19 protein-coding genes are annotated in these 22,561 nt (G+C 66.8%); 8 read left to right on the top strand and 11 right to left on the bottom strand.

Translation table 11 applies throughout. The features are described from left to right. Window positions 1-26: 26 nt before the first annotated feature. Both GNX95_RS17120 and GNX95_RS17125 read left to right on the top strand, forming a co-directional pair. Window positions 27-1,586: an AMP-binding protein gene (locus GNX95_RS17120; RefSeq protein WP_163508412.1), complete on the top strand. Its 1,560-nt coding sequence runs from the start codon at window positions 27-29 to the stop codon at window positions 1,584-1,586. Window positions 1,587-1,627: 41 nt separating this feature from the next. Next, window positions 1,628-2,662, top strand: coding sequence for a LacI family DNA-binding transcriptional regulator (locus tag GNX95_RS17125; protein ID WP_163508413.1), 1,035 nt, complete (start codon window positions 1,628-1,630; stop codon window positions 2,660-2,662). Window positions 2,663-3,027: 365 nt separating this feature from the next. Here the strand turns inward: GNX95_RS17125 and GNX95_RS17130 are convergent, their stop codons facing one another. Continuing rightward, window positions 3,028-3,789, bottom strand: a complete 762-nt coding sequence (locus GNX95_RS17130; protein WP_187369659.1) for a polysaccharide lyase family 7 protein — start codon at window positions 3,787-3,789, stop codon at window positions 3,028-3,030. Window positions 3,790-4,256: 467 nt separating this feature from the next. On the opposite strand from GNX95_RS17130, the gene GNX95_RS17135 reads away from it, so the two are divergent. Next, window positions 4,257-5,045, top strand: a complete 789-nt coding sequence (locus GNX95_RS17135; protein ID WP_163508414.1) for an SDR family oxidoreductase — start codon at window positions 4,257-4,259, stop codon at window positions 5,043-5,045. Window positions 5,046-5,081: 36 nt separating this feature from the next. Continuing rightward, window positions 5,082-6,323, top strand: coding sequence for a styrene monooxygenase/indole monooxygenase family protein (locus GNX95_RS17140; RefSeq protein WP_163508415.1), 1,242 nt, complete (start codon window positions 5,082-5,084; stop codon window positions 6,321-6,323). Between the two features lie 42 nt (window positions 6,324-6,365). On the opposite strand, the gene GNX95_RS17145 is transcribed toward GNX95_RS17140, so the two are convergent. Both GNX95_RS17145 and GNX95_RS17150 read right to left on the bottom strand, forming a co-directional pair. Further along, entirely contained in the window at window positions 6,366-7,778 is a 1,413-nt protein-coding gene (locus GNX95_RS17145; protein ID WP_222853722.1) for an amidase family protein, read from the bottom strand. Next, on the bottom strand, window positions 7,775-9,202 hold the full coding sequence (locus tag GNX95_RS17150; protein WP_163508416.1) for an MFS transporter: 1,428 nt from the start codon (window positions 9,200-9,202) through the stop codon (window positions 7,775-7,777). The genes GNX95_RS17145 and GNX95_RS17150 overlap by 4 nt, the downstream gene beginning before the upstream one ends. Window positions 9,203-9,343: 141 nt before the next feature. Between GNX95_RS17150 and GNX95_RS17155 the strand changes: the two genes are divergently transcribed. Next, entirely contained in the window at window positions 9,344-10,315 is a 972-nt protein-coding gene (locus GNX95_RS17155) for an AraC-like ligand-binding domain-containing protein (protein ID WP_163508417.1), read from the top strand. Here GNX95_RS17155 and GNX95_RS17160 read toward each other — a convergent pair. Then, a complete protein-coding gene (locus tag GNX95_RS17160) occupies window positions 10,312-10,767 on the bottom strand; it encodes a peroxiredoxin (RefSeq protein WP_425483901.1) in 456 nt (151 codons plus the stop codon). The two genes, GNX95_RS17155 and GNX95_RS17160, sit on opposite strands and share 4 nt — an antisense overlap. A 154-nt stretch (window positions 10,768-10,921) precedes the next feature. Here GNX95_RS17160 and GNX95_RS17165 point away from each other — a divergent pair, with 154 nt between their 5' ends. The 3 genes from GNX95_RS17165 to GNX95_RS17175 are packed head-to-tail and all read left to right on the top strand — an operon-like array spanning window position 10,922 to window position 15,669. Continuing rightward, window positions 10,922-13,276, top strand: coding sequence for a bifunctional salicylyl-CoA 5-hydroxylase/oxidoreductase (locus GNX95_RS17165; RefSeq protein WP_163508418.1), 2,355 nt, complete (start codon window positions 10,922-10,924; stop codon window positions 13,274-13,276). A gap of 3 nt (window positions 13,277-13,279) precedes the next feature. After that, window positions 13,280-14,047: a cyclase family protein gene (locus GNX95_RS17170; protein WP_163508419.1), complete on the top strand. Its 768-nt coding sequence runs from the start codon at window positions 13,280-13,282 to the stop codon at window positions 14,045-14,047. After that, on the top strand, window positions 14,044-15,669 hold the full coding sequence (locus GNX95_RS17175) for a thiamine pyrophosphate-binding protein (protein ID WP_163508420.1): 1,626 nt from the start codon (window positions 14,044-14,046) through the stop codon (window positions 15,667-15,669). Before GNX95_RS17170 ends, GNX95_RS17175 begins: the two co-directional genes overlap by 4 nt. Before the next feature lie 168 nt (window positions 15,670-15,837). Here the strand turns inward: GNX95_RS17175 and GNX95_RS17180 are convergent, their stop codons facing one another. The 7 genes from GNX95_RS17180 to GNX95_RS17205 form a co-directional block, all read right to left on the bottom strand. Continuing rightward, the gene (locus GNX95_RS17180) at window positions 15,838-16,269 is read right to left on the bottom strand and encodes a helix-turn-helix domain-containing protein (protein ID WP_246281665.1); all 432 of its coding nucleotides are present in this window, start codon (window positions 16,267-16,269) and stop codon (window positions 15,838-15,840) included. 145 nt (window positions 16,270-16,414) lie between these two features. Next, on the bottom strand, window positions 16,415-16,846 hold the full coding sequence (locus GNX95_RS44310; protein WP_425483902.1) for a transposase: 432 nt from the start codon (window positions 16,844-16,846) through the stop codon (window positions 16,415-16,417). Further along, window positions 16,764-17,204 carry an IS5 family transposase gene (locus tag GNX95_RS44315; protein ID WP_425483903.1) on the bottom strand — a complete coding sequence of 147 codons (441 nt, stop codon included), beginning with the start codon at window positions 17,202-17,204 and terminating at the stop codon, window positions 16,764-16,766. The genes GNX95_RS44310 and GNX95_RS44315 overlap by 83 nt, the downstream gene beginning before the upstream one ends. A 46-nt stretch (window positions 17,205-17,250) precedes the next feature. Beyond that, the gene (locus tag GNX95_RS17190) at window positions 17,251-18,477 is read right to left on the bottom strand and encodes an HNH endonuclease signature motif containing protein (RefSeq protein ID WP_163508421.1); all 1,227 of its coding nucleotides are present in this window, start codon (window positions 18,475-18,477) and stop codon (window positions 17,251-17,253) included. A gap of 564 nt (window positions 18,478-19,041) precedes the next feature. Continuing rightward, entirely contained in the window at window positions 19,042-20,499 is a 1,458-nt protein-coding gene (locus tag GNX95_RS17195) for an APC family permease (RefSeq protein WP_222853723.1), read from the bottom strand. Beyond that, window positions 20,496-21,683, bottom strand: coding sequence for a mandelate racemase/muconate lactonizing enzyme family protein (locus tag GNX95_RS17200; RefSeq protein ID WP_163508422.1), 1,188 nt, complete (start codon window positions 21,681-21,683; stop codon window positions 20,496-20,498). The genes GNX95_RS17195 and GNX95_RS17200 overlap by 4 nt, the downstream gene beginning before the upstream one ends. Before the next feature lie 66 nt (window positions 21,684-21,749). Beyond that, complete coding sequence (locus GNX95_RS17205; RefSeq protein WP_163508423.1) at window positions 21,750-22,529, bottom strand: AfsR/SARP family transcriptional regulator; 780 nt, start codon at window positions 22,527-22,529, stop codon at window positions 21,750-21,752. Window positions 22,530-22,561: the final 32 nt, after the last annotated feature.

The following is a 22,561-nucleotide window of genomic DNA, read 5'->3' on the forward strand; positions in this document are numbered from 1 at the left end:
AGCGATACTGAGGGCAGGAGGGTGCTATGCGGCTAACCCAGTCTGCGCATCTTGACCCGTTCTGCCGGGAAAACCTTCCGGCGGCGCCGTTGTGGCCGGAGCTGGACTTCACGCTGCCCGAGCTGACATATCCGGATTCGGTCAACTGCGCGGCCGCTCTCCTCGACGAGACGATCGAGCGGTTCGGCGCCGACCGGCCGTGCGTGACCGGAGCCGGCGATTCCTGGACATACGGTGAGCTGGCCGCGCGCGCTCGCACGGTCGCGGCCGTCCTCGTCAACGAATACGGCCTGGTGCCGGGAAACCGCGTGCTGCTGCGGTCACCCAACAATCCGTGGCTGGTCGCGTGGTGGCTCGGCGTGTTGCTCGCCGGCGGCGTCGTGGTGACCACGATGCCGTTGCTGCGCGCCGGCGAGTTGCGGACCATCGCCGAGATTTCGCAGCCATCGCTGGCGATCTGCGACACACGCTTTCTCGATGATCTCATCGCGGCGGACATTCCAGGTTTACCGATCGTGCCCTCCGACCAGTTGGCGGCCGCGCCGCCAGCCGATTTTTCGCACGTACGCACGGCGGCGGACGACGTGGCGATGCTCGCGTTCACCTCCGGCACGACCGGTCGCCCAAAGGCAACCATGCATTTCCATCGCGACGTGCTGGCGATCGCCGACACGTACGGCCGGCACGTGCTGCGAGCCGAGCCGACCGATGTTTTCGTTGGCACGCCGCCGCTTGCGTTCACCTTCGGCCTCGGCGCTCTGGTGGTCTTTCCGATGCGCGCCGGCGCTTCGACCGTACTGTTGGAAAAGCCATCACCGGACACGCTGGCCGCGGCGATCGAAGACCACTCCGCGACGGTGGTCTTCACCGCGCCGCTGGCCTATCGCGCGTTGTTGTCGGTCGGAAAACTCGCCTCGTTGCGGCGATGCGTGTCGGCCGGCGAGCACCTGCCGGAGTCGGTCTGGCGGGAATTCCGCGACCGGACCGGGATCGCCATCCTGGATGGCATCGGCGCGACCGAGATGCTGCACATTTTCATTTCCCGCGTGGACGGCGACGACAAACCGGGCTCGACCGGCCGTCCGGTGCCCGGCTATCAGGCGATGGTCGTGGACGAGTCCGGCTCGGCCGTGCCGGACGGCACGGCAGGCCTGCTGGCCGTACGCGGTCCGACCGGTTGCCGTTATCTGGCCGACGAACGGCAGCGCAAATACGTGCGAGATGGCTGGAATCTCACCGGTGACGTCTATGTGCGCGACTCCGACGGCTATTTCTGGTATCAGGCGCGCAGCGACGACATGATCGTCTCCGCCGGCTACAACATCGCCGGACCGGAGGTCGAGGAAGCGTTGCTGCGCCATCCCGACGTGGCCGAGTGCGCGGTCGTCGGTGTGCCGGACGACAGCCGCGGCATGATCGTGAAGGCGGTCGTGGTGCCGGCGGCCGGCGTGACGCCGTCCGCGGAAGTGTTGCAGGACTTCGTGAAGAAGGAGATCGCGCCGTACAAGTATCCGCGGCTGGTCGAGTTTCGCGACGAGCTGCCGCGTACGGCCACCGGAAAGCTGCAGCGCTTCCGGCTGCGCTGACCGGTGTATCGTTTCACCTGGCATGAGCCGGGGAGGCGACGATGGCGGTGACGATCCAGGAGGTGGCGCGGGCCGCCAACGTGTCGCCGAGCACCGTGTCCAACGTGCTGAACGGCCGCGACGGCCGGATGTTGCCGGAGACCAAGCTGCGGGTCGAGGCCGCCATCGCACGGCTGGGTTACCGGCCGAACCGGGCCGCGCGGCAACTGCGTACCGGCCGGATCCAGATGCTCGGCCTGGTGGTGCCGTCGGTCGCCAACCCGTTCTGGGGGACTTTCGCGCAGCTGGTGGAATCCGTCGCGTTGCGGTCGGGTTTTCGGGTGTTGCTCTGCAACAGCGAGCGTGATCCGGAGCGTGAGCACGAATATCTCGAGGAGCTGTGGGCCGACGGCGTCGGCAGCGTCGTGCTCTGCTCGTCGCTTCCCTCGATCGCGCACGTCGAGCCGTTTTTGCGGCAGGGCATGCGGATCGTCGCGTTCGACCGGATCAGCCAGCTCGGCGATCCGGCCGGCCTGACCAACATCAGCGTCGACAACTCGCTCGGCGCGCAGCTGGCCACCTCGCACCTTCTGGAGCTCGGACACCGGCGATTGGCTTTCGTGTCCGGAAAACTGCAAAGCGTCAACCGGCAGGAGCGGCTCACCGGCTTCCGGTCCACTGTGGACCGTCTCGGCGTGCCCGCGGTGGTGTGGACCGACGACGGCTCAGGCCGCGGCGGTGACCTGGACGCCGCCGAGGTCGGCCGCGCGGCCGCGTACGAACTGCTGGACAGCGCCGAGCCGCCGACGGCTTTCTTCGCTGTCAACGACATGTGCGCGCTCGGCGTCTGCGCCGGCGTACGCGACGCCGGTCTGGTCGTCGGCACCGACGTGTCGGTGGTCGGTTTTGACGACATCGCCTTGGCCGACCTGGCTTTTCCGGCGCTCACAACGATCCGGCAGCCGCTGCCGGAGATGGCGGCGGCTGCCGTGACGTATCTGGTCGGCTCGGCCGACTCCGGCGCCGGCCAGTCCGTGATGATGCGACCGGAGCTGGTCGTACGCGCGTCGACCGCGGCTAACGGCTCGGGGCACTAGGCCTGAATCCACCAATTACTGACTGGTGGATTCAGGCTAGGAGCCGCGTAACTGAGGAGCCGGCGACAGCTGAGCCCGGGCGCGGCCCGCCACATAGCGGGACACTCGTCAGTGTCGCCCCGGACATCGAGCCCAGCCCGGCGAGCAGCCACAACGGCATTACTGGCCTCAGCAGTCACAGCCACCACAGGTGCTGGCGGTCACGCAGACGTGAAGGCCCGTGTTCGTGCATCTGGCGTCGCTGCGCTGCCCGACGATGACCCGGATGGGCAGCTCTTGGAGCAGGATAGGCCAGCGCTGCTGTGACCGCCGATCCCGACGATGCCTGGAATTCGACTCTCACCCACCCACTGTGTGTGCGACCGCTAGGTGTGCGTCACGGTCAGGCCGTAGATGACGACCTCGCCGTAATTGCTGTCCTCACAGGGATCCGAGTTGCCGCAGTTGGCCTGTGTGTAGGCACCGGCCTTGAAGTAGTTGCCGCTCTTGCTGCTGGAGATCGTCGTCTGCAGGACGCCGTTGTAGTAGGCCTTGATCTTTCCGCCGCTGGCCACGAACTTGGCCTGGAACCTGGTGCCGAGCTGGTAGTTGTCGGTCACCAGCTTGTAATGTGTGGTGTCGCCCTTGGTGACGTAGAGTTTGCTGCCTTCCAGCCGGAAAACCGTGACGTCGTCGTCGGCGTCGTGGATCTGCGCGCCGACCACGTGCGGTTTCTCCGCCGGCAGGTGGGTGAACGCCTCGTCGACCACCATCGTGTGCGTGCCGGAGGTCATCGACCAGCTCGCGTTTTTCGTGCCGTTGTCGGACATCTCCCGCAGCTCCGAGCGCGGGTTGGAGGAGCCGCTGGTGGTCACGCCGTTGACCGCGGCGCGAAATCGTACGCCGGTGCAGTCCGAGGTCGGCAGGAACCACGGCGACTTCACGTACGTCTTCAGTGCCGGTTGCTTGATCTCGGTCGGTTTTTCGTCCGAGCCAATGGGAAGGGTGATCTTCCAGTTGGTCAGGTTGAGCACGTCGGCCGGATACGTGCAGGCCGCCGCCGGTGCGGCCGCATGCGCCGGTGGTCCGAGCGCCGCACTGACCGCGGCCGCCGCGGCCACCATCGCGATGAGCTTCTTGGCGTACATTTCTCGCCGCCTTTCCAGGTCCACTGTGGAGGGTGAGCGGCTCCAGCCACCGGCTGCCGGCGAGACCTGGCGAGCAGGTCAGGCCGGCGACCGCGACATCGCCGGCCTGACAGCGCCAGTGTAGGTGCCACCGGTCGCCGCGCAACCGCGCTGGCAGGGAAATGCCAGATCTCGCACCGGAAGCAGCGTCCACTGTGGACGGCGGCCGGCGGCGATCGGGGATCCTCGCCATTGGCGCCGCCTTCCGGTCGGTCAGCTCGGTGCATCGATTTACTGGAACCGGCTCACGAGGCTAGGTGCTGCGGTGGACGGTGTCAATGCAACGATCAACTTCCTGCCATCGGCCTTGACACGGTCGACGGTCAGCGAGGTTTTCCATCCGTGCCGTCTTGGCCGCGGGGGGTGGCGACGGCGGCGAAGATCGGGAAAGCTCCACACCGGACACCGTCGAGGCGAGGAGGTGCGTCGTGGCCGATCTGTCCGGCCGGGTTGCCGTGGTCACCGGCGGCGCGACGATCATCGGCGCGGCGGTCGTACGCGTGATGCACGCCGCCGGAGCGAAAGTCGTCATCGCCGACATCGACGGCGACGGTGCCGACCGGGTGGCGGCGGAGTGCGGTGACGGCGTTGTCAGCATTCACACGGACATCACCGACGACGCCGCTTTGGTGTCCTTAGTGGACGGTGCGGTGGCCGAGTTTGGCCAGCTCGACAATGTCGTCAATCTGGCTTGCACCTACGTCGACGACGGCTTTACGTCGACGCGCGCACAATGGCTGGAAGCCCTGAATGTCAACGTCGTCAGCGCCTCGATGCTGGTGCACGCGGCCTATCAGCAGCTCAAGGTCAGCGGCCGCGGCGCGGTGGTGAATTTCGCCTCTGTCTCGGCGAATGTCGCGCAGACCGGGCGCTGGCTCTATCCGGTCAGCAAGGCGGCGATCGTACAGCTGACCAGGAACATGGCGATGGACCTGGCGGCCGACCGGATCCGCGTCAACGCGGTGTCACCGGGATGGACGTGGTCGGCGGTGATGGACCAGCTCAGCGGCTCGGACCGGCGGAAAACCGACGCGGTGGCGGCGCCTTTCCATCTGACGAGGCGGGTCGGCGATCCGGAGGAAGTGGCCGAGGTCGTCGCGTTTCTGTGTTCTGACGCGGCAAGCGTGGTCACCGGTGCGACCTGGGCCGCCGACGGCGGCTACTCGGCGATGGGGCCGGAACAGGCCATCTCCGCCATTCCGCTGCTGAGCCAATAAAGTAAGCGTCGATACTTCACGCGACAGGAGCCAACCATGCCCAAAGTCACCGTGGTCGGTGCCGGCCAGTCCGGCCTGCAGCTGGCGATCGGCCTGCTGGACAACGGTTTCGATGTGACCGTCGTGTCCAACCGTACGCCGGAGCAGATCGAACAGGGCCGGGTGATGTCCAGCCAGTGCATGTTCGACACCGCACTGCAGCACGAACGCGACCTGCGGCTGAACTCCTGGGAAGAGCAGTGTCCACCGGTGGAAGGCATCGCGTTTGCCGTGCCGGCGCCGCCGGACAGCCCGCAGGCCGGCGGAAAGGCCATTTCCTGGTCGGCGAAACTGGACCGGATCGCGCAGGCGGTCGACCAGCGGATCAAGTTTCCCGGCTGGATGGCCGAGTTTGTCAAGCGTGGCGGCGATCTGGTGATCCACGAGGCGACCGCCGACGACCTGGAGGCGTATGCGCGCGACTCCGACCTGGTCGTGGTGGCGGCCGGAAAAGGCGACATCGCACGGCTTTTCGAGCGCGACGCCGAGCGCAGTCCATACGACAAGCCGCAGCGCTCGCTCGCGTTGACCTATCTGCACGGAGTCGAGCCGCGGCCGGAGCACTCCGCGGTCTGCTTCAACCTGGTCCCCGGGCTCGGCGAATACTTCATCTTCCCGGCACTGACGCTGAGCGGTCCGTGCGAGATCATGGTTTTCGAGGCGGTGCCGGACGGTCCGATGGATCGCTGGTCGCAGGCGACCGATCCGGAGAAACACCTGGACGTGTCGCTGTCCATCGTGCGTGACTTCGTGCCGTGGGAATACGAGCGGTGTGAGAATGCCACGCTGACCGACGAAAACGGCGTGCTGACCGGTCGTTACGCGCCGACCGTACGCAAGCCCGTCGCCACCCTGCCCTCCGGCGCGAAGATTCTCGGCCTCGCCGACGTCGTCGTGCTCAACGACCCGATCACCGGCCAGGGCTCCAACAATGCCAGCAAATGCGCCGCGTCCTACCTGAAGTCCATTGTGGACCATGGCGACCAGCCGTACGACGAGGCCTTCCTGCGCGGCACGTTCGAGACTTTCTGGGACGACGTGCAGTATTCGACGATCTGGACCAACGCACTGCTCGCGCCGCCACCCGAGCACGTGCTGAAGCTGCTCACCGCCGCCGGCGACGAGCCGAGGATCGCGCACCGTTTCGCGAACGACTTCGACGACCCGCGCGACTTCTTCAACTGGTTCATGGACCCGGACAAGGCCGACGCCTACCTCGCCGAGCTGGCCACGTCCTGACCGGATAACCGGCGCGCTGGCTGCCGCCGCTGGCAGCCAGCGTCAGCGGACGTTGAGGATTTTCTCGATCTTCTGGCCGATCCCCAGCAGCGTACGGTCGGTCCACGGCAGGCCGTCCAGGCTCAGGCCGACCGGCAGGCCGTCCGGCACCGGCGTCATCGGTACGGTCAGGCCGGGCAGGCCGGCGATGCTGCCCGGCGAGGTGTTGCGCACCATGGTGGGGAAAGTCGGAAACCGTTCGGACCCCAGCTCGATCTGCCCGTCGGTGTCCGCCAGCGGACCGGCGCATCGTGGTGTGGTCGGGAAAACCAGGGCATCCAGCCGGTATGTGCTGAACAGGTTCCAGTAGATGTCGCGCAACCGCATCGGGCCCTCGGCGAGAGCCGCGCGGTATTCGTGTTCGGCGACGCGGTTGACGGCGCCGTGGACGATCTCCTCGAGGAACAGCCGGCGTACGTCCGGGCCGCTGATTTTTCCGGCCAGATCGGCAAGGCTCGTGTCCGGCACGTAATGGCCGAGATATTTGGTGAGCTCCACACCGGCCTCGTACGTGGTGATCACCTGGCCGACATGCTGTTCGACCCGCCGGAACTCGCCGGTCGGCACGTCGACCAGGGTGACGCCGGCGCCGGCGAGCACGGCCAGCGTGTGCTGGAAAGCGGCGCTGGTCTCCGGGCCGAGTGGCTCGGTGAAATACTCGCGCGGCACGCCGAGCCGGATTTCCCTTATCGGAGCGACGATCGTTTCCATGTCGTCGTCGGCCAGCACGGCGTCGAGCAACATCAGGTCGGCGACGGTGCGCGCGATGGGTCCGATGGTGTCCCGCGTCGAGGAAAGCGGTGTGACGCCGGCGCTCGGATAGCGGCCGGTGGTTGGCCGGAAACCACAGACGCCGTTCAGAGCGGCCGGAATGCGCACGGAACCGCCGGTGTCGGTGCCGAGCCCGGCGAGACCGCCGCGAGCCACCGCGACGGCCGTGCCGCCACTGCTGCCACCGGCGAAACAGCTGCTGTCCCAGGCATTGCGCGTCGGTCCCGCGGCCGAAGACGTGCCGGTGATGCCAAAAGCCAGCTCGTGCATGTTGGTTTTGCCGATGACGAAGGCACCCGCGTCGACCAGCCGCTGGACGGCCGGTGCGTCGGCGCGCGGTGTGAAACCGGCCAGGGCCGGCGTGCCGGCGGTGTTGGGCATGCCGGCGACGTGGATGTTGTCCTTGACCACCAACGGAATTCCGTGCAGCCTGCCGCGTTGCGACGACCGGTCGTGATGGCGTGCGGCGGTGAGCGCGCGACTGTGGTCGAGCGTCACGAATGCGCCGAGTTCGGCATCGCCTTCGGCCTGCCGCAAGGCCCATTCGGTGAGCGCGGTGCTGGTCGCGCCACTTCCGAGCCGTTCCAGCGCCGCGGAAACCGTGAGCATGCCGCTCTGCTCGATTTCCTCGCGCAGCGTGGTCACGGCGAGATGTCCCCGAGCCGGCGGCCGCGCGTACGCACCGCGAGCAGGTTGACCGCGGCCGCGATCACCAGGAATCCGCCGATCAGCAGCAAAGCACCGAGCACCGACAGGTTGCCGAGCAGGCCGGCGATGACGAACACGCCGATGCCGCCGCCGATGTGTCCGACGCTGTCGGCGATCGCGTAGCCGCTGGTGCGGAACCTGGTCGGAAAACTCTCGGCGGTCAGCGAATACTGTGGCGCGACCCAGACGTTCTGGCCGAAGAACAGGACGATCGCGCCGACCAGCGCGACGATCATGCTCGCGCCGGCCAGCGCCACCAGCAGTGCGCCGAGGACGGTGATGCCGGCACCGACCGCCAGCCAGTATTTTCGCTCCAGTTTCTCGGCGAACAGGATCGCAACGACCGCGCTCGCGATGAAGCCGATGAGGCCGACGGCGGCGATGACGCCGGCGGTGGACGGCGAGAAGTTCAACGCGGTGAGCACACTGGTGAAACCGGCGCCGAAGCCGTAGAGCGTGACATAGCCGGCCATCCAGGCGACCGCCAACACCACACATCGCAGCAAGTACGTGCGGCTGCCGAAAAGTTGCCGGTAGGCGCCTTTCTGGATCACCGGCTCGGCCGTCACCTCCGGCTGCGGATCCGGCAGCGGATCAAACCGCGAAGCGCGTTTTTCCATGTCCTGTACGACCGCCAGCGCCTCGGCCAGTCGGCCGCGAGCGAGCAGCCAACGCGGCGACTCCGGCAGCTGGAAGCGCAGCGCGACCGACACCAGCGCGAGAATCGCGCCGAGCGCGTACATCCACCGCCAGCCGTTCGAGAAATCGGCGCTGGCCAGCGCAAACGGCAGGCCCTGCGGCCACGGCGCGCTCGGGGTGGTGAGCAGCAGGCCGAGCCAGACCCCAAGCGCGGAGCCAATCGCGGCGAGGACGAACAGCACAGAGGTGTATTTGGCTCTGGCCGCGCGTGGTGCCACCTCGTTGACGTAGGTGTTGACGATCGCCAGGTCGGCGCCGATGCCGACACCGGTGATGAACCGCGAGGCGGTGAAGTTTCCGTAATCCTGCGACAAAGCCGTGTAAAGCGAGCCGAGGCCGGTGAGCAGCATGGTGAGGACGAGCATGTGCCGGCGGCCGATCCGGTCGGCCAGCGGTGCGAAGCCGATCGCGCCGATGCCATAGCCGACCAGGCTCAGCAGGATCGGCAGATTCAGGAAACCGACGGCGTTGGCCGGCGTGCAGCCGGGCGTGATCGCGACGCAGGTCTGGATGAACGAGACGTTGATGTCGAAGATGTCGTACTGGACGAAGAGCACGCCGAGGCCGAGGATCGCGATGAACAGGCGCGACAGGCTCCAGGTCGGGATCCGGTCGAGCCGGCCGGTCAGCTGCGCCGCGGTGTCGGCCTGGTCGACTGTCACGTCCCGCCTCGGAAATGCGGATATTTCGGACGGATTATCGGAGAAATCCGACGCTACCCCGTCCGAGATCGATATGGTTGCTCGAAAGCGTACATTTCGCGCGCCGCCCGCAGTGGTCCCTGGCCGCACAAGGAGTTGCCCATGAGCGCACAGCTTTCCGGCGTTCTGGACCTCTCGACGGAGCCGATCACTCCTCGTGAACGCTTTGACTACTGGCAGGATGTCATCTGCGACGTTTTTGTCAAGCTGGAGGCCGCACGGCTGACCGAGGCCGACGGGTTCACCGCCAAGCTCAACTCGGTGCAGTCCGGCAACGTGCGGCTCAGCCGGATCGCCTGCCAGCCACATCAGGTCACCAGAGCCAAACGCGGCATCGCCCGCGACTCGGAGCAGTATTACCTGGTCAATTTGCTGATGTCCGGCCGCTGCGACGCGCTGACGCAGGACGGGCGTACGGTCGCGCTCGAGCCAGGCGACTTCGCGGTTTCGGCCACTTCCCGGCCTTACCGGCTGCGCTTCGAGACCGCCTTCGACATGTTTGTCTTCCACATCCCGGAAACCATGCTCGACGGCCTGCTGCCGGGTGCGCCCAGCAGCTCCGCGCTGGTGGTCGGCCAGGACACCGCGACCAACGCGCTGTTGGCGCCACTGCTGGAAAACATCGTACGGAAGGCGTCGACGCGGTCGAGCGCGAGTGTGCCGCACCTGACCGCGGCGGCGGTCGACCTGGTGGCCGCGTCGCTGACCGAGTCCTATGAGCTCGGGTCGACGCCGTCGACGCGTACGGCGCACGTTTTGCGCGCCAAGACCTACATCGAGGAGCGCGCCGGCGATCCGGAGCTGTCACCGGCCGAGATCGCCGCCGCCAGCAGCGTGTCGCCGCGCTATCTGCATGCCTTGTTCCAGGCCGAAGGCACGACGGTGGCGCGCTATCTGCTCGCCCGCCGGCTGGCGCACGCGGCTCGTGACCTGGTCGACGCGCGGCTGGCGTCGATCCCGGTCGGCGAGATCGGGCGGCGCGCCGGTTTCAAGGACGCGTCGCATTTCACCCGGTCGTTCAAGGAAAAGTACGGCGTGACGCCGCGCGAGTATCGCTCCGGCGACCGACACTAGGCGCGCAGCACTTCCAGCGCCTTGTCCGCGTGCAGGTCGAAACGCAGCTCGCTGGAGATCACGTCCTTGACGATGCCGTCGATGCCGATCACGAAGGTCGTTCGCTTCACCGGTGACAGCGCGGACAACAGTTTTCGCCGCACGCCGTACGCCTCGGCGACCAGGCCGTCCACATCGGACAGCAGCGGATAGTCGAACGAGTGCTTGTCGGAAAACTCGCGCTGCCGGTCGACCGGGTCGACGCTGATGCCGATCCGCTGCGCGTGTGCCTGCGCGAACTCGCTGGCCAGGTCGCGGAAATGGCAGCTCTCCGCGGTGCAGCCGGTGGTCATCGCGGCCGGGTAGAAGAACAGGACGACCGGCCCGTCCTTCAACAACGTCCTGAGCCGCCGGCTCCTGCCGTACTGGTCGGAGAGCTCGAAGTCCGGCGCTTTCTCGCCTGGTCGCACCATCTGGCGAACCTTTCTCGCTGGTCTCGCGGAACGGATAATACGGTCATTCGGCATCGCCGGCTAGTAGTACTACTCGTGGTCTCGATATAGCGTTGTCTTGACGAGCGTCGCAGGGGCGACATATCCTGGCGGACACGAGACCGGGGAGGCGGCTGTGCGGATCGCGGTGGTCGGCGGCGGGCCCGGCGGCCTGTACTTTTCCGCGCTGGTCAAGCAACTCGGGCCACGGCACGAGGTGACCGTCTGGGAACGCAACGCGCCGGACGACACGTTCGGCTTCGGCGTCGTGCTGTCGGACGAGACGCTCGGCGGCATCGAGCACGCCGATCCGGCGGTCTTCGCCGAGATGCAGCGGCATTTCGCTCGCTGGGACGACATCGACGTGCACCTGCCGGGCGCGCCGGTGACCACCTCCGGAGGCCACGGTTTTGCCGCCATGAGCCGCAAGAAGCTGCTGCAGATCCTCCAGGAAAGGTGCCGGCGACTCGGGGTGGAGCTGCGGTTTCGTGAGCAGGCGCCGGAAGTCGGCGAGCTGTCCCGGTCGTACGACCTGGTGCTCGGCTGCGATGGCGTGAATTCGACCGTACGCGCCACATATGCCGACACCTTCCGGCCGTCGGTCGACCATCGCCGCTGCCGCTACATGTGGCTCGGCACCGATCTGGTCTTCGACGCGTTCACCTTCCACATCCTGCAGACGCCATACGGAATCATGCAGATCCACGGCTATCCCTACGACCGCACCGGCAGCACTTTCATCATCGAGATGGCCGACCGCGTGTGGCAGCGCGCCGGGTTCACCGACGTTTCCCTGAAGCCGGGCGAAAGCGACCTCGCCTCGATCGAGACGGTCCGGCAGCTGTGTGCCGACATCCTGGACGGCCACCGGGTCTTCGCCAACAACTCCAAGTGGTTGAGTTTCGCCACCGTACGCAACGAAACCTGGCGGCATGGCAACGTGGTGCTGCTCGGCGACGCGGCGCACACGGCGCATTTCTCCATCGGGTCGGGCACCAAGCTGGCGATGGAGGACGCGCTCGCGTTGGCCGCCTGCCTGCACGAAAACACCGATGTCCAGACCGCCCTCGCGGCGTACGAGGCGGAGCGCAAGCCGGTGGTCGAGTCCACCCAACGAGCCGCGCAGGCGAGCCTGGAGTGGTTCGAGAACATCGGCCAGTACGCGCATCAGGACCGGGAACAGTTCGCCTTCAACATTCTCACGCGCAGCCGCCGCGTCACCTACGAAAACCTGGCGATGCGCGATCCGGAGTTCGTCGCCGGACTCGACGAGTGGTTCGCCCGGCAGGCCGGCGGCGACCTGCGGCCACCGATGTTCCAGCCGTTCCGGCTTGGCCGGCTGGAGCTGAAAAACCGCGTCATCGTCTCGGCGATGGACATGTATTCCGCCGAAAACGGCGTGCCGACCGACTTTCACCTGGTGCACCTGGGAAGCAAGGCGCTCGGCGGCGCGGCGCTGGTGATGACCGAGATGGTGTGCGTCTCGCCGGACGGCCGGATCACGCCTGGCTGCACCGGCCTTTACGCGCCGGAGCAGGAAAACGCCTGGCGCCGCGTGGTGGATTTCGTGCACACCTCGACGGACGCGCGGATCGGTGTCCAACTGGGACACTCCGGTCGCAAGGGGTCGACCCGGCTGATGTGGGAAGGCATCGACCAGCCGCTGCCGGACGGAAACTGGGACATCTGCGGACCGTCGCCGCTGCCGTACGCGCCGTTCAGCCAGCGGCCACGTGAGCTGACGCCGGCCGAGATGGCGCAGATCACGGCCGATTTCGAGGCGTCGGCGCTGGCCGCGGCGCGGGCCGGATTCGACCTGCTGGAGCTGCACTGTGCACACGGCTATCTGTTGTCGTCGTTCATCTCGCCGCTGTCCAACCACCGCACCGATGAATACGGTGGTTCGCTGGATGCGCGGCTGCGCTATCCGCTGGAGGTTTTCGACGCCGTACGAGCCGCCTGGCCGGCCGAGCGGCCGATGACCGTACGCATCTCGGCCACCGACTGGCATGACGGCGGCATCGACGCCGACGACGCGGTGGAGATCGCGCGTGCTTTCGCCGAGCACGGCGCCGACGGCATCGACGTGTCCACCGGACAGGTGGTTTCCACGGAAAAACCGGCATTCGGCCGCAGTTACCAGACACCGTACGCGGACCGCATCCGCAACGAGATCGGCCGCAAATACGGCGTCGCGGTCATCGCGGTCGGCGCGATTTCGTCGTACGACGACGTCAACTCGCTGTTGCTGGCCGGCCGGGCCGACCTGTGTGCGCTCGGCCGCACGCACCTCTACGATCCGCAGTGGACGTTGCACGCCGCGGTGGAGCAGGATTACACCGGTCCGGCGGCGGCCTGGCCGGTCCAGTTCGCCGCCGGCCGGCGCAAGCCGCCGAGCGGTCGCACCGATGGGCCGAAACCGCGGCTGGCGTTGGTCCGCGATGGCGCGCCGGCCACCCGGCACCGGAGGTGGCGGCCAAAGGAGGGGTGAGTTTTGTCGGTACTGCGGGACTTTGCCGAGCAGCTCGGGTCCGGCCGGATCCGGGTCGTCGACCTGACCGCCCCGTTGCGGGACAGCACGCCGATTCTGCAGCTGCCGCCGCCGTTCGGAAACACGGTGCCGTTCCAGCTGGAGGAAATCAGCCGATACGACGACCGCGGGCCGGCCTGGTACTGGAACAACATCCACACCGGCGAACACACCGGCACGCATCTGGACGCACCGGTGCACTGGGTCACCGGTAAGGACGGCCACAGCGTCGCCGACATTCCGCCGGCCGAGCTGATCGCGCCGGCAAGTGTGCTGGATTTCGCCGGAAAAGCCCAGGCCGATCCCGACTTTCTGTTGCGGGTCAGCGATGTCGAGGCGTGGGAGGCTGAGCACGGCACGGTCGGCGGCTGGTTTCTCTATCGCACCGGCTGGGACGCGCGCAGCGGCAGCCAGGACGCTTTCCTCAACGCCGACGAAAACGGACCGCACACCCCGGGGATCGCCGCCGACTGCGTCGCCTGGCTGCTCGCCGAGCGTACGATCGTCGGCATCGGCGTCGAAACGGTCGGCACCGACGCCGGCGCGGCGCATTCTTCCGACCCGCCGTTTCCGTGCCACGGCGCGCTGGCCGGATCCGGTCGTTATGGCTTGACGCAGCTGCAAAACCTGGCCGAGCTGCCGCCGACCGGCGCCGTCGTCATCGCCACCGGCCTGCCGATCGTCGGCGGTTCGGGCAGTCCAGCACGCGTGCTCGGCCTGGTGGAGCCGTGACCGTTGCCGAGCTGGTCGGCCGCGCGCTCGCCGGTTTCGGCGCCGATCACGTGTTTGGCGTGGTCGGCAGCGGAAACTTCCACGTCACCAACGCGATGGTCGCGGCAGGTGCGCGTTTTGTGGCCGCCCGCCACGAAGGCGGTGCGGCGACCATGGCCGACGCGTACGCGCGCACCAGCGGCACGCTCGGGGTGCTCTCGGTGCACCAGGGATGTGGTCTCACCAACGCGATGACCGGCATCACCGAGGCGGCCAAGAGCCGCACGCCGATGATCGTGCTCGCGGCGGACACCGCCGGTGCGGCCGTACGGTCGAACTTCCGCGTCGACCAGGACGGTCTGGCGACCGCCGTCGGTGCGGTGAGCGAGCGCGTTTACGGTCCAGCTACTGCGATCGATGATGTCGTACGCGCCTGTCGCCGCGCCGTCGAGGGACGGCGTACGGTTGTGCTCAACCTGCCGTTGGACGTGCAGGCCGCGCCTGCATCGGGTGCCGACGTTCCGGCGATTTTGCCGCCACAGGTGGCAAATCCGGATCCGGCGGCGGTCGAGGCACTAGCGCGCGTGCTGCTCACCGCACAACGACCGGTTTTCATCGCCGGCCGAGGAGCGCGGCACGCTCGGGCCGAGTTGCGCCGGCTGGCCTCGACCTGCGGTGCCCTGCTGGCGACTTCCGCGGTGGTCAATGGGCTTTTCGCCGGCGATCCGTGGTCTTTGGGGATATCCGGCGGATTCGCGACGCCGCTGGCCGCCGAGCTGATCGGCTCGGCAGACCTGATCGTCGGCTGGGGTGCGTCGCTGAACATGTGGACGATGCGCCATGGCGCGTTGATCGCGCCCGACGCGACGGTCGTGCAGGTGGATCTCGAGCCGGACGCGATCGGTGCGCATCGACCGGTCGACCTCGGCGTCGTCGGCGACGTGGCGCGTACGGCCGAGGCTTTGGTCGACCTGGTGGCCTCTGCCGACGGATATCGGCAGCCGGCGATTCGCGAGCGGATCGCCACCGAAGGTCGCTGGCGCGACGTGCGGCACGACGACGTGTCCACAGTGGACCGCATCGATCCACGTACGCTCTCGATCGCGCTCGACGACGTGCTTCCCGACGAGCGTGTCGTGGCCGTCGACTCCGGGAACTTCATGGGATATCCGGCGGCCTATCTGTCGGTGCCGGACGAGCGCGGTTTCTGCTTCACCCAGGCATATCAGTCGATCGGTCTCGGCCTGGCGACCGCGATCGGCGCCGCTTTGGCCCAACCGCAACGACTTCCGGTCGCGGCGCTCGGCGATGGTGGTGCCTTGATGTCCATCGCCGAGGTGGACACGGTCGTACGGCTCGGCCTGCCGATGGCGATCGTCATCTACAACGACGAGGCCTACGGCGCCGAGGTGCACCATTTCGGCCCGCACGGCTACAACCTGGACACCGTCGTCTTTCCGGAGACCGACATCGCCGCCATCGGCCGCGGCTTCGGCGCCGACGGCATCACCGTACGCAAACCGTCCGATGTGGACGATCTGCGCGACTGGTTGGCCGGTCCACGAGACGGACCGATCGTCGTCGACGCGAAGGTCACCAGCGGACCGTCCTGGTGGCTGGAGGAAGCCTTCAAAGGTCACTAGCCCGGCTGTTTCGTGCCACCAGCAGGCTGAGGTGGCCTGTGTAGGGCTTCTCGTCCATGCAGACCACCGGAACGGCCCGATCGTAGGGGCGAACGTAGACGTCCAGGACGTCTTCCATTCGCGCGACGAACTCGCCGTTGGCCGCGGCGGGGATGGTCCAGCACTCCTTCAGGTGAGGACGAAACGCCGTTTTTTGACAACCTTCCCGATAGTCGAGTGATCCAGATTCGGCATGTCCCGCATCAGCGCGATGTGCTTTTCCAACAGTCGCAGCGTCCACCGCGACCTGCCCTCCGGGGGCGTCGAGCATCCCAGCGCGATCAGCCGGGCCTCGACCTCACCGGTCACGATCGGCTCGACCGGCGGCGTGGACCGCCTCTTACGCCGGATCGTGGCCCCGACATCACCGTCATGCTCGACATACGCCCTGGCCACGTTCGTGATCGTCTGCGGATCGACACCGACCTTCTCGGCGACCGCGCGCCGACTCGGCGGCTCACCCGGAGTCTCACCGACGCCCTCGTCCAACTCCAACAGAATCCGCGAACGCCGCACCTCTGCGCCGGATGCACGCCAGTCCGCACAATCCGGGTCAGCCACTCACGATCATCAGCAGTCAATCTCACCGACGGCATACTCGACATCGCCACAACACCCTCTGGCAGCAGATAGGGGAAAGACTGCCACCAACGGTCTACCGCAACACCGACGAATTCTAACGGCGACACTCTACTAGGCCGTGTTTCTAAACTAGTGATTTGGTCCAGATGAGCGTGGCGGCGAGGGTGAGTCCGGCGAGATAGCTGCGTGCGGTTTTGTCTGTTCTCATGGCGATGCCGCGCCGGGCCAGGTAGTCGCGGCACGGCTTGCCGGTGTACGCCTTGTCGGCGATCACCCGGTCCGGCCTGGTCCGCGGCCGGCCGGGCCGGCCATTGGAGATGCTGATGGTCTCCAGTACCACGTGCATGAACGTGGAGTCCGCGGCGTGTCCGCCGGTGACCACCAGCCCCAACGGTCGCTGCTTGAGGTCGGCCGCGACGTGGAACTTCGTCGTCAGGCCACCCCTGGACTTACCGATTCCGTGACCGGCCGGTTCACCTGGTCCGGGGTCGCGGGTTTTCTTGTAATTCGACAGAGCCCCCTGTAGAGCCCCCTGTAGAGCCCCCTGTGTGGTCACCTGCGTCACTCGTGTCGCGCGCGAGGGTTGCGCCGTGCTGATGGACACGCACGATCGACCCGTCCACCGACACCACCCACTCCAGGTCACCAGCGCTGGCGGCCTGTTTCCGCACCTCCTGCAGCACTCGATCCCAGGTACCGTCTTTCGACCAGTCCCAGAACCAGCCATAAATCGTGTTCCAGTGCCCGAAACGCTCCGGCATATCCCGCCACGGCGCCCCGGTCCGAAACCGCCACGCGACCCCCTCCACCACCCGCCGCATATCCGAGATCGGCCGACCATTCCCCTTCCACTTCGGAAAAAACGGCTCCAACAAAGCCCACGACTCGTCCGAAATCTCCTGCCTAAACACCATCACCCCAGCATGCCCGAAAACAGCACCGAGGGTTTGGAAACACGCCCTAGGACTTCGTTTCCGGAGTGACGATGTACATGCGGCCGAGTGGTGAGGTCCAGACGTACGTGCCGGGCGTCACCTGGGTGACATCCCAGCCGTGGTGGGTTTTGCAGTCATGGTGGAACTTGCACAGCGGCTTGAGATTGTCGGCCGAGGTGGGGCCTTCCGGGAATGGCACGGTGTGGTCGAGCTCGCAGGACATTGCTGGCCGGTTGCAGCTTGGGAAGATGCAGGTTGGGGTGTTGGCTCTGACGTAGTCGGCGAGCGCGGGGTTGGGCTTGTATTTGAGGCGGCCGTAGTCCAGGACCGTGTCGGTCGGGCCGTCGGTCCAGAGGCGGAACCATTCGCTGCCGGGCTGAATGCCCAGCTCCCGCGCATGATCGGCCGTAATCGGCCCGTGGCCCACAATCTGACCTGGCTCGTTGTCCAAGCCCATCATCGTGGTGGCGTTGACCTTGACATCGATCCGGATTTTCACGTTACTGGGGTCGCCGAGGACGCGGTCAGCGAGCACGTCGGCGCGGATCTCGTCCATCGAACGCGGGTCGTCGGCTGTTTTCTGGCTGTGTGCGATTTTGTTGATGAGCTGGTAGATCGCCTCGGTCTTCTCGGCCGGCAGCAACGCGCTCAGCCACGCCATCCCATCCTCAGCGTCTTCCTTCTCCACCCGCCGCTGGCGCTTCTTTTCCTGGCGGCGCTGCTCGGAGCCTTCCGGGTCGAGGGTGGCGATGGTGCGCTTGACGGTGTCGCGGAACCACCGGTAGTTCCGGTTCTCCGCCTCTGGAATCACGGTGTCCTCAACCTGGCTGGCGATGTCCGGGTCGATGATCTCGGTCTGCTCGACCATGGTCCGCGCCTTGGCGATATCAATGATGCCGGCGCAGAGCGCCGCCAGCGTACGCGGCAACGTGGTGGTCAGATGTTCACCCCACTCCAACCTGCTGGCCGCCGCTCTGGTGGTCCATTTCAACGCCGAGGCGACTTCCGCCGCCGCGTACCGCCGCGCCAGCGGATCGTACTGGGTAATAAACCGCCCCATCGCGGCAAGCTGCATCCCCTGCATTGCCGCGATCAACCGGTTCGTCACCTCCATTATGGCAAGGCACTCGTACCTGTTCGCAGCGCCTAGATCGAGCTCCCGCAGAACCCGAACGGTGTCCGCGTCCGGCGGCGCATCCGAAAAATCCAACGCGAACCGCGGATCCCCAATAACCCCCGTGCTACCGTCCATGCCACCATTGTACCCCACGATCCGCACACAATGGGCCGCAACTTCCCTTGAAAATCAACCAAAACCCCCCGCACCCAAGCCGCACACCAACACCCCTTCCCCTCTCTCCCTGAGGTAAGGTCTTCGTTCCCCAAACGCAACCACCCACATGCCGCACCAAAAAGACGAAACAACCACCTCCTTAACGCAACACAACGGCTTCGCAACCAACGAAGTCAAAGGACAAGCGGTCGTGGAGGCGGCCGCCGGCATGGATGCCGAGGCGCGGGTCGAGCTCTTCCGAGCCAACCTCAGCCTGGTCGCGGAGAGTCGACGCGTGATCGACCGGCTCACGGCGACGCACCCGATCGTGGATACGTTCGTGCTCGGCGCTCGGCATTACCGAGCCAACCGGTTCGTGACCTCAGGGGCTTCGAAGCGAGTTTTCGCTGGCAGGCCCGGGCGGCGATCTCGCCGGAATACGGTGGGACGACCTACAGTTTGCGCGTGCCTATGACCCCGACACGGTCATGCGGCAATGCGGGAAGCCGTTCGGCCCCGGTGCCGCCGAGCGTCTTGCCCGGATCACCGCGGATCTGCTTCGGGATTCCTAAGAGGCTCGGTCGTGTCGAGGTCGGTCAGGCGGGCGCCGAGGCGGCTGGTCAGGCCGGGCGCGGCGAGGACCCAGATCACCGCGATCAGCAGAATGCCGCCTGCGACAACCGGAAACCAACGCGCCGGACCGGACGTGGGGTAGGGGATGATGTTGACATAGATGGTGTAGCCGAGCAATGCGATCGCGCCGATCGGAAAGACGATCTGCCACGCGGGCACGGACATCTTGCGTCGTACGAAAACCAGCCAGATCGCACCGATGGTGGTCAGCAGATAGACGACCAGCAGGATCAGCGTGCCGATGGTGCCGGACCAGGCGAAGGTGTCTTTCGTCGTGGCGCCGAAGAAAACCGTGCAGATGGCGACGAAGGCGGCGGCCGCGAGCACGACGGCGGCGGTCGCGTACGCCGGCGTACCGGTGCGGCCGACCTTGCCGATGCCGCGATCTCCGGCGACGTCGCGGCCGATCGCGAACAGCATTCGCGAGCCGCCGACCACGCAGGCGAGGCAACAGCCGAAGGCGCTGATGGTGGCGCCGAGGCTGATCAGGTCACCGGCCCACGCGCCGACATAGCCGGTGCCGAGATCGCCGAGCAGCGAGCCGGACTCGCTGAACTTCTTCACTCCGGCGGCATCTGTGCCGAAGGCCATCATCTCGACGGCGGTGACGACGACGAAGTACGCGCCGCCGAAGATCGCCGTGCCGAGGATCGCGCGGGAGATGTCGCGGCGCGGACGCCGGGTTTCCTCGCCGAGCGTGGCCGCCGCCTCGAAACCGGCGAAGGACAGGAAACCGAAGACCGCGCCGAGGAACACGCCGGAAAGTCCGGTGTCGGCGGTGAAAGTGAAGACCTCGAAGGTGAAACGCTGGCCGCCGGGAGCGGTGCCGCCGATCAGCCGGACCGCGATGATCGCGGTGATCAGCAGGATGAGTGCGACGGTCACGCCTTCCACCGCGAGCAGGACACTGGTGCCGCGGCGCGCGGGAACGACCGCGAGCCACCAGCAGCCGGCCAGCGCGATCGCGGTGAGGACGAACGGAGCCCACGCCGGCGGATTTGGCCAGATGCCCACCTCGGTCAGGAAAGCGGTGCCGAGATTGCCGGTCGCCGACGACGTGACGACCGCGTAGAAGGTGTACGTGCCGAGCAGGCCGACCCCGGACACCACGCCGGCGCGCGGTCCGAGAGTCGCGCCGACAAAGGCATAAACCGAGCCGGCGTGCTGATAATGCTGACACAGCCGTACGAAACCGTACGCCACCAGCAGGACACCGAGCGCGGACAGGAAAAACGCCAGCGGTACGGCACGGCCGGCCGCGCCTGCGGTTTGCTGCGGATTGATGTTGGCCGCCATGCTCGGCGCCATCAGCGCCACCGACAGGCCGATCGCCTGCCACACCGACAACGTGCGCCGCAGGCCGGTCACAGCTGGCTCCTCCGCGTCGAGGCGACGATGTCGTCGCGCAGGCTGACGCCGTGGCCGGGCGCCGTCGGCACGGTTACGGTGTCGCCGGTAAGTTCCGGAAATCCGGTGGCCAGCTCGCCATACCAGGTGCGGACGAACGACCGCGCGGTCTCCTGGATGAGGCCGTTGGGCTGACTGGTGACGACCTGCACGGCGACCGCCAGCGACACCGGTCCGGTGCAGTCGTGCGGCGCGATCGGTACGGTGTAAACGTCGGCGAGGCTGGCGATCTTGACCGCCTCGGTGATGCCGCCGGTCCAGCCGATGTCGACGGTGACGACGTCGACGCCGCCGTTTTGCAGCAGCGGCAGGAATCCGCGCCGGCCGATGCAGGTTTCGCCGGTGGCGATGGGAATGTCGATGTCGTCGCGCAGCGCGGCGAGTCCGCCGGCCGCGTCCGGCCGCAGCGGGTCCTCGATCCAGTACGGTCGCAGGTCGGCCAGTGCGCGCGCGATTTTCGTTGCCGCGTGGCGGTTCCACAGACCGTGCAGCTCGATCATGACGTCCAGCTGGAAGCCGACCTCGGCGCGGATCGCCTCGACCACACCGATCCCGGCGGCCAGGCCGGCAGTGTCGATGTCGACACCGTTGTTGGCCTCGGCTGCGGTGTCGAACGGCCAGATCTTCATGCCGGTGATGCCTTCGTCCAGCAGCTCGCGAGCCAGCTCGGCCGGCCGGTGCAGGAAGGCGTCCAGGTCCTCGTAACGTCCGCGGTCCTCGCCGGGAAGACCCCAGTTTTCCGAGTTCTGCCGGCTTGTCGTGCTCACGTAACGTGCGCCGGCGCAGGTGTTGTATGTGCGGATGCTGTCGCGTACCGGTCCGCCGAGCAGCTGCGCGATGCTCCTGCCGGTCTGTTTGCCAAGTAGGTCCCACAAAGCGATGTCGACCGCGCCGTTGGCGCGCGTTTCCACGCCACCGCCCTGGAATCCGACGTACGGCGCCAACGTCGCGGCCATCCGTTGCGGTGCCGGGTCGGCAATGCCGAGCAGCACTGGCGCGATCGCGTCGTGGACGTACGCCTCGACCGCCGCCGAGCCGAAGAACGACTCACCGAGACCGGTCAGGCCGTCGTCGGTGTGCAGCCGGAGAAAACACAGGTTTGACTGCACGTCCGGTCTCAGCGTTTCGATGGCGACGATTTTCACCTGGCGTCCCTCGGTCCGGCGATCCCCACCTGACCAAAGCCATCCGCCAGCGCTTTGTCAAGCCCCTCAGCAGGCCGGCGAAAGCTGACGATCCGCCGGAAACGGGACCGGCTCGATGCCGATACGGTTCATCTGGCGCTGATAGTCGCGATATTGCCGCCTCGCGCGATCGTGCTTACCGGTACGCGAGAGCGCCGTGATCAGGCCAAGATGCGCCTGCTCGTCGAACGGATCGCGTTCCAGCGCCAGCAACTGGTAGGTCTGCGCGCGTTCGTAGTCAGCCGACCGAGCCGATGCGGAGGCGAGCGTGCGGACCAGGTCGAGATAGCTCGCGCGCGCCAGCTCGCGCAGCGACACGGCCCACTCCTGGCGGGGATCCTCGGCCAGGAATTCACCGGCGTACGCCGCCTCCGCCAACGCCAGCGCGGTCATCGCGTCTGGCTCGTCACGTTCGTACCGCAGCTGCGCTTCGCGTGCGGCGGCAAGGAAAACCTCGACGTCGATGGTGACGTTGGCCAACATCACGACATATTTGTCGGTGCTGACGAAATGATCGGGTGAATACCGGCGATACGGGTCCAGCGCCGTGCGGATGGTGGACAGTGCGACGGAAAGGCGGTTGCCGCACCGGCCCGGGTCGTCATCCGGCCACAGGTTGTCCATCAGCAGCTCACGCGCGGTCGGGCGACCGCGCCTGGCGACCAGCAGCTTGAGCAGGTCACGTGCTTTCCTCGACGGCCATTGCGCGGATGTCTGGTCGCGCACGACCTCGAAGGCCCCCATGGTGCGGATGTATGGCGTGGCACCAGGAACACCGTTGGTCCGGTGGGTCGATACATCTGTCATGGTGAGAATTCTGGTCCCCGTACGGGGTACTT

Source organism: Fodinicola acaciae (genome assembly GCF_010993745.1).
In the GTDB taxonomy this organism is placed as follows: domain Bacteria; phylum Actinomycetota; class Actinomycetes; order Mycobacteriales; family HKI-0501; genus Fodinicola; species Fodinicola acaciae.

Excerpts from the sequence above, each read along its gene's own strand:
- GNX95_RS17155 (WP_163508417.1), top strand. The coding sequence starts at position 9,344 with ATGAGCGCACAGCTTTCCGGCGTTCTGGACCTCTCGACGGAGCCGATC.
- GNX95_RS17190 (WP_163508421.1), bottom strand. The coding sequence starts at position 18,477 with ATGGACGGTAGCACGGGGGTTATTGGGGATCCGCGGTTCGCGTTGGAT.
- GNX95_RS17130 (WP_187369659.1), bottom strand. The coding sequence starts at position 3,789 with ATGTACGCCAAGAAGCTCATCGCGATGGTGGCCGCGGCGGCCGCGGTC.
- GNX95_RS17120 (WP_163508412.1), top strand. The coding sequence starts at position 27 with ATGCGGCTAACCCAGTCTGCGCATCTTGACCCGTTCTGCCGGGAAAAC.
- GNX95_RS17125 (WP_163508413.1), top strand. The coding sequence starts at position 1,628 with ATGGCGGTGACGATCCAGGAGGTGGCGCGGGCCGCCAACGTGTCGCCG.
- GNX95_RS17140 (WP_163508415.1), top strand. The coding sequence starts at position 5,082 with ATGCCCAAAGTCACCGTGGTCGGTGCCGGCCAGTCCGGCCTGCAGCTG.
- GNX95_RS17160 (WP_425483901.1), bottom strand. The coding sequence starts at position 10,767 with ATGGTGCGACCAGGCGAGAAAGCGCCGGACTTCGAGCTCTCCGACCAG.
- GNX95_RS44315 (WP_425483903.1), bottom strand. The coding sequence starts at position 17,204 with ATGGTGTTTAGGCAGGAGATTTCGGACGAGTCGTGGGCTTTGTTGGAG.
- GNX95_RS17205 (WP_163508423.1), bottom strand. The coding sequence starts at position 22,529 with ATGACAGATGTATCGACCCACCGGACCAACGGTGTTCCTGGTGCCACG.